This is a genomic window from Streptomyces sp. NPDC059851 (genome assembly GCF_042732005.1).
GTDB lineage: Bacteria > Actinomycetota > Actinomycetes > Streptomycetales > Streptomycetaceae > Streptomyces.
Window position 1 is genome coordinate 102,582 of sequence record NZ_JBHWJJ010000006.1, and the last position, 11,992, is coordinate 114,573.

General features: G+C 72.5%; 14 protein-coding genes. 7 read left to right on the forward strand and 7 right to left on the reverse strand.

Annotated elements, in window-relative coordinates; all coding sequences use genetic code 11:
* The first annotated feature begins 74 nt into the window (after positions 1-74).
* Both ACFV7Q_RS03335 and ACFV7Q_RS03340 read left to right on the forward strand, forming a co-directional pair.
* Positions 75-479: a sec-independent translocase gene (locus tag ACFV7Q_RS03335; protein WP_385423041.1), complete on the forward strand. Its 405-nt coding sequence runs from the start codon at positions 75-77 to the stop codon at positions 477-479.
* A gap of 136 nt (positions 480-615) precedes the next feature.
* On the forward strand, positions 616-1,395 hold the full coding sequence (locus ACFV7Q_RS03340; RefSeq protein ID WP_385423043.1) for a hypothetical protein: 780 nt from the start codon (positions 616-618) through the stop codon (positions 1,393-1,395).
* Between the two features lie 77 nt (positions 1,396-1,472).
* Here ACFV7Q_RS03340 and ACFV7Q_RS03345 read toward each other — a convergent pair whose 3' ends face one another.
* From ACFV7Q_RS03345 to ACFV7Q_RS03355, 3 genes are all read right to left on the reverse strand, one after another.
* Positions 1,473-2,633 carry an Mrp/NBP35 family ATP-binding protein gene (locus tag ACFV7Q_RS03345; RefSeq protein ID WP_385423045.1) on the reverse strand — a complete coding sequence of 387 codons (1,161 nt, stop codon included), beginning with the start codon at positions 2,631-2,633 and terminating at the stop codon, positions 1,473-1,475.
* 43 nt (positions 2,634-2,676) lie between these two features.
* Positions 2,677-3,270 carry a DUF1003 domain-containing protein gene (locus ACFV7Q_RS03350; RefSeq protein WP_385423075.1) on the reverse strand — a complete coding sequence of 198 codons (594 nt, stop codon included), beginning with the start codon at positions 3,268-3,270 and terminating at the stop codon, positions 2,677-2,679.
* Between the two features lie 94 nt (positions 3,271-3,364).
* Positions 3,365-4,636, reverse strand: a complete 1,272-nt coding sequence (locus tag ACFV7Q_RS03355; RefSeq protein WP_385423047.1) for a magnesium transporter MgtE N-terminal domain-containing protein — start codon at positions 4,634-4,636, stop codon at positions 3,365-3,367.
* Positions 4,637-4,817: 181 nt separating this feature from the next.
* On the opposite strand from ACFV7Q_RS03355, the gene ACFV7Q_RS03360 reads away from it, so the two are divergent.
* Complete coding sequence (locus ACFV7Q_RS03360) at positions 4,818-5,624, forward strand: hypothetical protein (RefSeq protein WP_385423049.1); 807 nt, start codon at positions 4,818-4,820, stop codon at positions 5,622-5,624.
* Positions 5,625-5,636: 12 nt separating this feature from the next.
* On the opposite strand, the gene ACFV7Q_RS03365 is transcribed toward ACFV7Q_RS03360, so the two are convergent.
* On the reverse strand, positions 5,637-6,149 hold the full coding sequence (locus tag ACFV7Q_RS03365) for a hypothetical protein (protein ID WP_385423051.1): 513 nt from the start codon (positions 6,147-6,149) through the stop codon (positions 5,637-5,639).
* A 53-nt stretch (positions 6,150-6,202) separates the two neighbouring features.
* Positions 6,203-7,318 (reverse strand): magnesium and cobalt transport protein CorA, encoded by a 1,116-nt coding sequence (locus ACFV7Q_RS03370; RefSeq protein WP_385423052.1) that lies wholly within the window; start codon positions 7,316-7,318, stop codon positions 6,203-6,205.
* 417 nt (positions 7,319-7,735) lie between these two features.
* On the opposite strand from ACFV7Q_RS03370, the gene ACFV7Q_RS03375 reads away from it, so the two are divergent.
* The 4 genes from ACFV7Q_RS03375 (at position 7,736) to ACFV7Q_RS03390 (ending at position 10,700) form a co-directional block, all read left to right on the forward strand.
* Complete coding sequence (locus ACFV7Q_RS03375; RefSeq protein ID WP_385423054.1) at positions 7,736-8,320, forward strand: suppressor of fused domain protein; 585 nt, start codon at positions 7,736-7,738, stop codon at positions 8,318-8,320.
* A 61-nt stretch (positions 8,321-8,381) separates the two neighbouring features.
* Complete coding sequence (locus ACFV7Q_RS03380; protein WP_385423056.1) at positions 8,382-9,023, forward strand: DUF6758 family protein; 642 nt, start codon at positions 8,382-8,384, stop codon at positions 9,021-9,023.
* A gap of 111 nt (positions 9,024-9,134) precedes the next feature.
* Complete coding sequence (locus tag ACFV7Q_RS03385; protein ID WP_385423077.1) at positions 9,135-10,001, forward strand: PHP domain-containing protein; 867 nt, start codon at positions 9,135-9,137, stop codon at positions 9,999-10,001.
* 93 nt (positions 10,002-10,094) lie between these two features.
* On the forward strand, positions 10,095-10,700 hold the full coding sequence (locus ACFV7Q_RS03390; RefSeq protein ID WP_385423058.1) for a MarC family protein: 606 nt from the start codon (positions 10,095-10,097) through the stop codon (positions 10,698-10,700).
* Between the two features lie 90 nt (positions 10,701-10,790).
* Here ACFV7Q_RS03390 and ACFV7Q_RS03395 read toward each other — a convergent pair whose 3' ends face one another.
* Both ACFV7Q_RS03395 and ACFV7Q_RS03400 read right to left on the reverse strand, forming a co-directional pair.
* A complete protein-coding gene (locus tag ACFV7Q_RS03395) occupies positions 10,791-10,943 on the reverse strand; it encodes a hypothetical protein (RefSeq protein ID WP_007266367.1) in 153 nt (50 codons plus the stop codon).
* Positions 10,944-11,039: 96 nt separating this feature from the next.
* Positions 11,040-11,897: an alpha/beta fold hydrolase gene (locus tag ACFV7Q_RS03400; RefSeq protein WP_385423061.1), complete on the reverse strand. Its 858-nt coding sequence runs from the start codon at positions 11,895-11,897 to the stop codon at positions 11,040-11,042.
* Positions 11,898-11,992 lie beyond the last annotated feature (95 nt).

Here is an 11,992-nt window from a genome sequence, read left to right on the forward strand (position 1 = left end):
CGATGTAGGGGCCCACCGGCCGAGCCGGGTACCGTTGTCGTGGCCCGACGTGAAGAGAGCCGAGGAGCGGCAAGGTGTTCAACGACATAGGCGCACTCGAGCTGGTCACCATCGTGGTTCTCGGCATCCTCATCTTCGGCCCGGACAAGCTGCCGAAGGTGGTCCAGGACGTCATGGGCTTCGTGCGGAAGATCCGCGCCTTCTCCGACAGCGCCAAGCAGGACATCCGCTCCGAACTGGGCCCGGAGTTCAAGGACTTCGAGTTCGAGGACCTGAACCCGAAGACGTTCATCCGCAAGCAGCTCTCCGAGAACGAGGACCTGCGGGACATCCGCAGCAGCTTCGACCTGCGCAAGGAGCTGAACGAGGTAACCGACGCCGTCAACAGCCGCGAGCCCGAGGCCGCCCCGGACCTGCTGAAGAAGCCCGCCGCCCCGGCCGTGGAGCAGCGGACCTGGTCCGACGCCGACGCCACCTGAGCCTCGTCCTGCCCGGCGATCCGGGGTCCGGTGGCTATCCTCCATGAGTCCGGACCAGGGTGCCCGAGGTGGGGGTCCCCCCAACGACCTGTGGGGGAGGGCCGTTCCGGACCCAACGGAACGAGAGGCCGCATCGATGGAGACGACGAGCAGCAGCCGGGTCGGCACACGGCCCGCAGAAGCACCCGAGCTACCCGACCTACCCGCCGCCGCAGCACCCGCCGAACCCGCCGCAGCACCCGCAGCGCCGGCCGTGCCCGCGGCGCCGGCAGGACCCGCCGCGGCCCCCGCGCCGTCGCAGGAGGCCGCCAGGCCCGCGGCCCGGCGCACGTTCGAGGGCTTCCTGCGGGCCGACTTCCCCTGGTACGGACTGGACGAGGCCTTCACCGGCCCGCGCTGGCTGATGCAGGTCGGCACCGGCGCCGACGGCACCGTCGAGCACGGCTCCACGGGCCACGGCGACGAGCCCTCCGTCCGCGGGGAGATCGTCACCGGCGAGAAGGAGCGCTTCGCGGTGGTCGTCACCGTCGCGAGCAACCCGCTGCGCCGCAGCGGCGACGGCACCGGCGTCCTGGAGGCCACCTCGGTCTCCTCCGCGGCCTGGCTGGCCGGCTCCGGGCTGCTGGCGTACAGCTGGCCCGGCCAGATGGACCACAGCCTGCGCGACGACTGGCTGGAACAGCAGACCGAGGCCGCCTGGGAGCTCGCCGACGACCTGGACGGGCCCGACTGGTCGGTGCTCTCGCTGCCCGTGGACGGGGAGCCGATGCCCTTCCACTACCGGGAGTCCGAGTTCGGCTGGGTGCTGGCCGGTTCCACCGCGGCCGGCGTCCACCTGGGCGCGTACGGGCGGGGCATGAGCGCCTACGGCCTCGGCTTCTCCGTCATCGCCGACCTCGCCGCGTACCAGCAGTAGCCCGCATCGCGTACGCGAAAGGGCACCGCCGGCGGCGGTGCCCTCCACTGACGCGGCCCGCTGGGCCGGGCCGCGCGTCAGAACTTGTTGCGCGGGGTGATGCCCAGCGACATGCCGGCCAGGCCCCGGGAGCGGCCGCCGAGCTTGCCCGCGATGGCGCGCAGTGCCGCGCCGGCCGGGGAGTCCGGGTCGGCCAGGACGACCGGCTTGCCCTCGTCGCCGCCCTCGCGCAGCCGGACGTCGATCGGGATGGAGCCGAGCACCGGGACGGTCGCGCCGACCGTCTTGGTGAGGCCGTCGGCGACCTTCTGGCCGCCGCCCGTGCCGAACACGTCGACCATCTCGTCGCAGTGCGGGCAGGGCAGGCCGGACATGTTCTCGACCACGCCGACGATCTTCTGGTGGGTCTGGACGGCGATCGCGCCGGCCCGCTCGGCGACCTCGGCCGCGGCCTGCTGCGGGGTGGTGACGACGAGGATCTCCGCGTTCGGCACCAGCTGGGCCACGGAGATGGCGATGTCGCCGGTGCCCGGCGGCAGGTCGAGCAGCAGCACGTCCAGGTCGCCCCAGAACACGTCCGCGAGGAACTGCTGGAGGGCGCGGTGCAGCATCGGCCCGCGCCACACGACGGGGGCGTTGCCCGGGGTGAACATGCCGATGGAGATGACCTTCACGCCGTTGGCCGACGGCGGCATGATCATGTTCTCGACCTGGGTGGGCCGGCCGTCCACACCGAGCATGCGCGGCACGCTGTGGCCGTAGATGTCCGCGTCCACGACGCCGACCTTCAGGCCGTCCGCCGCCATCGCCGCGGCCAGGTTCACCGTCACCGAGGACTTGCCGACGCCGCCCTTGCCGGAGGCGACCGCGTAGACGCGGGTCAGCGAGCCGGGCTTGGCGAAGGGGACCTCGCGCTCGGCGGTGCCGCCGCGCAGGGTGGCCGCCAGCTCCTTGCGCTGCGCGTCGCTCATCACGTCCAGCGACACGGCGACCGAGGTGACCCCGGGGACCTTCGCGACGGCCTCGGAGACGTTCTGCGTGATCGTCTCGCGCATGGGGCAGCCCGACACCGTCAGGTAGACCGTGACGGCCACCGCACCGCCGTCGCCGACCTCCACCGATTTGACCATGCCGAGCTCGGTGATCGGCCGGTGGATCTCGGGGTCGTTCACCGTCGCCAGTGCGTCGAGGATCGCATCCTGCTCGGGCACGGCGGCGGAGCTTGTGTCGGTAGCCATGCCCCCGATGGTACGGCTCGGTAGCCTGCCACCGGTAAGGCCGCTAGCGGTCGCCTTCGTCACTCTCCGCCGGGAATAGACGACGCTCGTCCATCTCCTTGATCAGGTCCTGGAACTCCGACCGGATCCAGTCGCGCGTCGCCACCTCGCCCAGGCCCATCCGCAGCGCCGCGATCTCCCGGGTCAGGTATTCCGTGTCGGCGATGGACCGCTCGTTCTGCTTGCGGTCCTGCTCCAGGTTGACGCGGTCGCGGTCGTCCTGCCGGTTCTGCGCGAGCAGGATCAGGGGGGCCGCGTACGAGGCCTGCAGCGACAGCATCAGCGTCAGGAAGATGAACGGGTACTCGTCGAACCGCAGGCCGTCGGGGGCGAACACGTTCCACAGCACCCACATGATGATGACCAGCGTCATCCAGACGATGAACCGGCCCGTGCCGAGGAACCGGGCCACCCGCTCCGACAGCCGCCCGAAGGCCTCCGGGTCGTACTCCGGCAGCAGCGAGCGGCGCGGCGCCCGGGGCTGGTCCAGGCGCACCCGCGAGCGGGTCAGCGCGCTCGACCCCGTCGACTGCCCGGCCCGGGCGCGCTCGGCCCGCTCGGAGGCCCGCTGCTCCGCCCGCTCGGACCCGTCGAGCAGCCCGCTCTCGCGCGCGTGGGCCCGCGCCTGCTCGCGCCGCTCGCGGATCTGCTCCCGGCGCCGCTCGCGGGACTGTTCGCCGTCCCGCCCCCGGTCATTGGCCACCCAGGGCCTCCTCCGCATGGAAGTCCGTCTCCCGCCAGTCGTCCGGGAGCAGGTGGTCCAGCACGTCGTCCACGGTCACCGCGCCCAGCAGCGCGCCGCCCTCGTCGACGACCGGCACGGCCACCATGTTGTACGCGGCCAGGAAGCTGGTCACCGCCGCCAGCGGGGCGTCCGGCCGCAGCGGTGGCAGGTCCGTGTCCACGATCGAGCTGACCAGGGTGAACGGCGGGTCCCGCAGCAGCCGCTGGAAGTGCACCGTGCCCAGGTACTTGCCGGTCGGCGTCTCGTCGGGCGGCCGGCACACGTACACCTGCGCGGCCAACGCCGGCGACAGGTCCGCCTGCCGAACCCGGGCCAGCGCGTCCGCGACCGTCGCGTCCGGCCGCAGCACGATCGGCTCGGTGGTCATCAGACCGCCCGCGGTGTTCTCCTCGTAGGACAGCAGGCGGCGCATGTCGGCCGCGTCGTCCGGCTGCATCAGCGTCAGCAGCCGTTCCTTGTCGTCCTCGGGCAGCTCGGACAGCAGGTCGGCCGCGTCGTCCGGGTCCATCGCCTCCAGGACGTCGGCGGCGCGCTCCTCCTTCAGCTTGCCGAGGATCTCCACCTGCTCGTCCTCGGGCAGCTCCTCCAGGACGTCCGCGAGACGGTCGTCGTCGAGGGCGCTGGCCACCTCGGCGCGCCGCTTCGGGGTCAGGTGGTGCAGGACGTTCGCCACGTCGGCCGGGCGCATCTGCTCGAAGGTGGCGACCAGGTTCTCGGCGCCCTGCCCCTCCTCCTCCAGGGAGAAGCCGGTCACCGCCGACCATTCCACGGTCAGGGTCTCGCCCCGGCGGCGCAGCGCCCCGCCCTTGCCCTTGCGGACGAAGATCTTGTCGATCTCCCAGTCGCGGCGGGCCGGCAGCTGCTGGATGGCCACGTCGAGGACGGTGGCCTCCTCGCCGGTCGCGGTGAGCTTCACCCGGCGGTCGAGCAGTTCGCCGAGGACCAGCCGCTCGGTGGGCCGCTGCTCGAAGCGCCGCATGTTCACCACCCCGGTGGTGATCACCTGCCCGGACTCCACGCCCGTCACCCGGGTCATCGGCAGGAAGATCCGCCGCCGGCTGACCACCTCGACCACCAGGCCCAACAGGCGCGGCGGTCGCCCGCCGACCCGCAGCATCGCGACGAGGTCGCGGACGCGGCCGACCTGGTCGCCGTTGGGATCGAAGACGGGCACACCCGACAGATGCGACACGAAGATCCGCGGGGCGCCTCCAGCCATACCGGCGCCTCCCGTTGCCTCGTGTCCGCCGTCAGTCCTGCCGCCCCTCAGGCTAGCCCGTGGGGCGCGCAGACGTCCTGGTGGGGCCGCCCGCCCGGGGAGACCCCGCGGGCGAGGCGCCCGTCGTACGGGCGGGTACGCTGCCTGCTGCCCGAAGACGTACGACGAGAGGCACCTGCCCGTGACCGCCTACTTCCCCGCCGCGCGCCTGCGCCGGGCCGCGTTGGCCGGTGTCCTGTGCGCGGGCCTCGCCGTCGCCGGCACGGGCTGCGGCGCGGACCCCGACGAGGGCACGAACGGCGTCGGCAAGCTCTCCGCGGGCCAGATCGAGGGCAAGGCGAAGGCCGCGGCCGGCGCCGCCACCTCCGTGCACCTGTCCGGCACCCTGGTCAGCGGCGGAAAAACCTTCACGCTGGACGTGCGCCTGGGCAAGGACGGCGGCTCCGGCGAGGTGAAGTCCAAGGAGGACACCTTCCAGCTGCTGCGCGTCGGCGAGCAGCTCTACCTGAAGGCGAGCGCGGCCTTCTGGGGGACGTCCGAGGCGGCCGGGAAGCTCGGCGACAAGTACGTGAAGGTGCCCGAGAGCGACCCCACCTACAAGCAGTTCCGCGGCTTCACCGACATGCACGTGCTGCTCGACGGCCTGCTCGGCCTCGACGGCAAGCTCGCCAAGGTCGAGGACTACACCAAGGTCGGCACCACCCGCGCGGTCCAGGTGACCGCCGACAAGGGCAAGGGCGGCAAGCTGTCGGTCTCCCTGGAGGGCACCCCGTACCCGCTGCGCATGGAGCGGGCCGGCGGCGCCGGGGCGGTCGACCTCACCGACTGGGGCAAGCCCGTGCCGCTGGAGGCGCCCCCGCAGGACCAGACCCTCGACTACGGCTCCCAGCTGCCCACGACGAAGGACAAGGCGCCGGGCGGGACGTCCTCCCCGGCCCCCGGCGCCAGCAAGGGCACGGGCGCGGGCCAGGGCTCGAACCCGGGGTAGCCGGGGCCGGCTTCAGCGGGCGGACTTGCGCCGCTTGAGCAGCAGCTTCGGCAGCCCGGCCGGAACGGGCCGGCGCGTGACCGCCGGCGAGCCCTGCGGGACCGCGGCCAGCGACCCGTCCGGCAGGTCGGTGCTCACCGCGACGGGCTCCAGGCGCAGCAGCCGGCACTCGCGGGCCCAGCGCGCGGTCATCCGTTCCGAGTCGGGGGCGTTCAGCCGCTTGCCCTTGAGCTCGGCCACGGCGGAATCCCACGGCTCGCTGCCTGGCTCCAGTTCCCGTACGGCAGCCGTCCAGGCCACCAGCCGGCCGCCCTTGTCCTTGCTGCGTACGGTCACCTCGGCGGCCGCCCCGTCCGCGAGGCCCGGCAGCGGCTGCTCCCCGGGCCCGTCGCCCAGCACGTGGGCAGCGCCGTCCACCCAGGCGTGCCACAGGGCCCGGTCGGCCCCGTCGCCGCGGACCCAGATCAGGCCGGACTTCTTGGTGGCCTCCTCGACGAGGGCCAGGTCGAGCGCGCTGAGAGTCATGCGCACAGCGTAGGGGGTCGGGCCGGGCGGAACCGGGGCCGGCCCGAGGGCCCCTACAGCCAGCCGTTGCGGCGCAGTGCGCGGTGGATGGTGAAGCAGGTGCCGACGATGGCCGTCATCACCATCGGGTAGCCGTACTCCCACCGGAGTTCGGGCATGTGGTCGAAGTTCATCCCGTAGACCCCGCAGATCATCGTGGGCACGGCGATGATCGCCGCCCAGGAGGTGATCTTGCGCATGTCCTCGTTCTGGGCGACGGTCGCCTGCGCCAGGTTCGCCTGGAGGATCGAGTTCAGCAGCTCGTCGAAGCCGACGACCTGCTCGTGCACCCGCGCCAGGTGGTCGGCGACGTCGCGGAAGTACTTCTGGATGTCCGGGTCGACCAGCCGCATCGGCCGCTCGCTGAGCAGCTCCATGGGCCGCAGCAGCGGGGCGACGGCCCGCTTGAACTCCAGCACCTCGCGCTTGAGCTGGTAGATGCGGCCCGCGTCGCCGCCGCGCGCACTGCCCTTGGCGGGCGCCGCGAACACGGCGCTCTCCACCTCGTCGATGTCGTCCTGCACGGCCGCCGCGACCGCGATGTACCCGTCGACGACGTGGTCGGCGATGGAGTGCAGGACGGCCGAGGGGCCCTTGGCGAGCAGCTCGGGGTCGTCCTGGAGGCGGTGGCGCAGCCCCCGCAGGGAGCCCTGACCGCCGTGCCGGACCGTGATGACGAAGTCGGTGCCGGTGAAGCACATCACCTCGCCGGTTTCCACGACCTCGCTGGTCGCGGTGAGTTCGGCGTGCTCGACGTAGTGGATGGTCTTGAAGACGGTGAAGAGGGTGTCGTCGTAGCGTTCCAGCTTCGGCCGCTGGTGGGCGTGGACCGCGTCCTCCACGGCGAGCGGGTGGAGGCCGAAGACGGCGGCGATCCCCGCGAACTCCTGTTCGGTGGGCTCGTGCAGTCCGATCCAGGCGAACCCGCCGTCCTCACGGACCCGCCGGATCGCCTCACGCGGCGTCAGGCAGGCCGGTCCGGCGACGCGCCGGCCGTCGCGGTACACGGCGCAGTCGACCACGGCGCTGCTCGCCGAGGGGTCGCGGGTGGCGTCGTAGCCGGGCTGGACGGGGGTGGACCGGCGCAGGGCCGGACGGACGGCGGCACGCAGGTAGGGCAGCATCGACATGGCAGGCTCCTTCGCACGCACGGCGGCGGCCGCACGGGGTGTGGAGGCCCCTTCCGGGCGGCACGGCACCGTAGGCGGGCGGGCATGCCGGAGCGGCCGGAAGGAACAAACAGGACGGGAGGACAACGTTCTGCCGTCGCTCTTCTGCTGATCAGATGATCAAAACGGGCGAAAGGAGCCCGTACGGGACGCGGAAGAGCGGTTGGTACTGCACGATCGACTTCGCTTCATCGCAGTCCCCACCTCCTCCGGCCGGTCCTCCGTGGAGGACTTCCTGTCGCCTGATGCCCGGATGCATTCCCGGCTATCGCTCGGGTATCCCCATGCATGCGGCATCGGCCAGCGGACAACACTATCAGCCGACGGATGGTCAAGACCCGCCCTTTACCCGCCTGATACGAGTTCTATGCTCGCTCCATGGCAGAAATTCTGGCTCTCGTCGAGGCCCGGCTGCGCAGCGCCCTCGGCGAACCCGACGCCCGCGCCGCCGTCACCTTCCTTGGCACCGACCGGATCGAGGTGCTCCGCTTCACCGGAGGCGGACTCGTCCGGTACGCGACCCTCGGCATGTCCGCGAACCCGATGACCGACCCCACCGCGATGGTCACCGACCCGCTGCGCGGCCCCCGCGCCGAGCTGGTGATGACCGTGCGGGAGGGCCGCGCGGCCACCGACGGGCTGTTGCGACCCCTCGCGGTGCTGGCCGCCTCCCCCCAGGTCGAGGGGCTGGTGGTGGCACCCGGCGCCTCCCTAGACGTGGGGGAGCCGCTGTGGGAGGGGGCGCCGTTCACTTCCGTCCTCGTCGCGGAGCCGGGCGGGCTGGTGGAGGACCTCGAACTGGACGAGCCGATGGACCCGGTGCAGTTCCTCCCCCTGCTGCCGATGACGCCCAACGAGGCCGCGTGGAAGCGGGTGCACGGCGCGGCCGCCCTCCAGGAGCGCTGGCTCGCGCAGGGCACGGACCTGCGCGACCCCCTGCGCTCCGGCGTGCCGCTGGACTGAGACATCCGGACGGGTGATCGCGTCTTGACGGCGCGCCGGGCGGGGAGGAGCGTTGCATCTTATGAGGGGCGAACCGAGTTGCCCGAAGTGCGGTGGCCGGGTCAGGGCGCCCGGACTCTTCTCCGACTCCTGGCAGTGCGCGGTGCACGGCGCGGTGCATCCGCTCCAGCCCGTCATCCCGCCCAGCGTCGAGGGCCTCGGCGTGGTGGTGCACCGGGCGCGGGTGCCGGTGTGGATGCCGTGGCCGCTGCCGGTGGGGTGGCTGTTCACCGGGGTGGCCTCGGCCGGTGACGACCGCAGCGGCGGCAGGGCGACCGCCGTGGCCTGCTCGGGTCCCGGACCGCTGGGCGGAATGGGGGAGTTGCTCCTCATCGCCGAGGAACTGGGCGTCGGACTGGGCTCACGGTTCGCCGGGATCGACGGCCCCGACCCGGGGACGTGCCTCGACGTGTCGGCCGCGCCGCACGCCAAGGTCGTCGCGGCGGGCCGCCCCACGCCGCTGTGGCACGTGAAGGGCGCCCCGGACGACCGGGCCGTCTTCGCGGGCGAGGCGCGTGGGCTGTGGCTGTGGGCGATCGCCTGGCCGGAGCAGTCGGGCCTGCTCATGTACGACGAGCTGGTGCTGACCGACCTGCGGGACGCGGGAGCCGAGCTCGAACTCCTGCCCTGCGGCGCCGTGAGCCCGCGCATCCTGGACCCGTAGCGCGCGGGCACCCCGGGGCGCGCACTGCCGGAGGGGGCGGCGGCGCCGCCCGGGCGGCCGGACGTTATCCTGGGGTGTCCCCCCGTACCCGCGACCCCTGGAGCCATGGCCGTGCGCATCGACCTGCACGCCCACTCCACGGCCTCCGACGGGACCGACACCCCCGCCGAGCTGGTCCTGGGTGCGGCCGCCGCCGGGCTCGACGTGGTCGCGCTGACCGACCACGACACGGTGGGGGGATACGCCGAGGCCATCGCCGCGGCCCCGCGCGGGCTCACCGTCGTCACCGGGATGGAGCTCTCCTGCCGCCTCGACGGCATCGGGATGCACCTCCTCGCGTACCTCTTCGATCCCGAGGAGCCCGAGCTCGCGCGCGAGCGGGAGCTCGTCCGCGACGACCGCACCCCCCGCGCCCAGGCCATGATCGGCAAGCTTCGGGCGCTCGGCGTGGACGTCACCTGGGAGCAGGTCTCGCGGATCGCCGGAAGCGGCTCCGTGGGCCGCCCGCACATCGCGACCGCCCTGGTCGAGCTGGGCGTCGTCCCGACCGTGTCGGACGCGTTCACCCGGGACTGGCTCGCCGACGGGGGCCGCGCCTACGCGGAGAAGCACGAGCTCGACCCCTTCGAGGCCGTCCGCCTGGTCAAGGCCGCCGGCGGCGTCACCGTCTTCGCGCACCCGGCCGCCGTCAAGCGCGGCCGCTGCGTCCCCGAGACCGCGATAGCCGACCTCGCGGCCGCCGGTCTGGACGGGATCGAGGTCGACCACATGGACCACGACGCCGACACCCGCGCCAGGCTGCGCGCGCTGGCCGGCGAGCTGGACCTCCTGGTGACCGGCTCCAGCGACTACCACGGCAGCCGCAAGACCTGCCGCCTCGGCGAGTACACGACCGACCCCGAGGTCTACGGCGAGATCACGCGCCGTGCGACCGGGGCCTTCCCCGTGCCGGGCACCGGTGGAGCCGCCGGCGCGTGAGCCCCTTCCCGGCCCGCTGCCGGATGGTGCTCCGTGCTGCCCCACCCCCTTCGTCTTCCCCTCGAAACACCCCACTCTCTGCAAGGCATCACTGTGTTCGACTTCGCCGTCTTCGGATCCCTATTTCTCACGCTTTTCGTGATTATGGACCCGCCGGGGATCACGCCGATCTTCCTGGCCCTGACCTCCGGCCGGCCCGTCAAGGTGCAGCGTCGGATGGCCTGGCAGGCCGTCTGCGTCGCCTTCGGCGTCATCGCCGTCTTCGGCATCTGCGGCCAGCAGATCCTGGACTACCTGCACGTCTCCGTCCCGGCGCTGATGATCGCCGGTGGTCTCCTGCTGCTGCTCATCGCGCTCGACCTGCTCACCGGCAAGACCGACGAGCCCAAGCAGACCAAGGACGTGAACGTCGCCCTCGTGCCGCTGGGCATGCCGCTGCTCGCCGGGCCCGGTGCGATCGTGTCCGTCATCCTGGCCGTCCAGAAGGCCGACGGCGTCGGCGCCCAGGTCTCGGTCTGGTGCGCGATCGTCGCCATGCACGTCGTCCTGTGGCTCACCATGCGCTACTCGCTGGTGATCATCCGGGTCATCAAGGACGGCGGCGTCGTCCTCGTGACGCGCCTCGCGGGCATGATGCTCTCCGCCATCGCCGTCCAGCAGATCATCAACGGCGTGCTGCAGGTCGTCCAGGGCGCCTGAGCGGGCCCGGCACGACCCGGCGCCGCGCCGCGCAGACGAACGCCCCCGCACCGGACGGTGCGGGGGCGTTCGGCGTCGTGCCCCGAAGTGTCAGGAGGACGCACTCTCGGCCGGTCGGATCAGGATGCGCTGGCCGATGGCGGCCGCCTGCTGCACGATCCGGTTGACGGAGGCCGCGTCCACGACGGTGCTGTCCACGGCGGTCCCGTCGACGTCGTCCAGGCGCAGAATCTCGAAGCGCACGGCTTCTCCCTTCGTCAGTGTTCTCCTTGCACCGGTTACCAACGAAGTGTAATGCTCAAAAATTCCCTACGCTAAGGAAATTTTTTCCTTAGCTAACTACTGGGTGTCGGCGGCATCCCAGAACGCGGCCAGTGCATCCGCCGTGACGTGCGGGTTCTCCGCGTTCGGCGAGTGTTCCGCACCCGGCACCACCACGCGACGGGCTCCCAGACGTTGTGTCATGTCGTCCATCAGCGGGACCGGCCAGGCGTAGTCCACTTCCCCGGACAGGACCAGCTTCGGCAGGGCGACCGCCCTCAGCTCCGCCACCCGGTCCGGCTCGGAGACCAGCACCCGCCCCGTGGCGATCAGCTGCTCCGGTACGGTCGCCAGCCACCGGTCCCGCAGGAACTCCGCCAGCTCCGGGGCGTCCGGCACCGCGTCCACCGGGTCGTACGAACGCATGGCCGTCCAGACGCCCGCCATGTCCTCCCGCATCACCTCCAGCGCGGAGACCAGCAGCGCGGTCCGTTCCCGCTGCTCCTCGGCGATCGCGGCCGGCCCGCTGCTCATCAAGGTGAGGGAGGCGAAGGGCGCCGCGTCGCGCAGCACGGCGGCGCGCGCGATCAGCCCGCCGAGCGAGTGCCCGACCAGGTGGACCGGACCCCCGTCGAGGGCGGCCGCCTGCGCCAGCACGTCCTGCGCCAGCTCGTCCAGGGCGTACGCCGACTCCTCGCGCGGCCCCGGGGTCTCGTGCTGGCCGCGCCCGTCGACCGCCACGACCCGGTAGCCGTGGGAGGCCAGCGGCTCCAGGAGGCCGATGAAGTCCTCCTTGCTGCCGGTGAAACCGGGGACCAGCAGGGCCGTCCCGCGCACCGGCTCGCCCGCCTCGTGCACGGCGAACTCGCCGCGGGCGGTCGGGAGGCGGTACGCACGGGCGTCGGACGGCAGGGTAAGGCGCGGCGGCTTGCTCATGGCCTGAGGTTACCGGTCCGTAGCCACCTGCCCCAGCCCGGGGAACGCCCCCGAACGCCGCGGGCCCCGGCCCCCCTGGGAGGGGGACCGGGGCC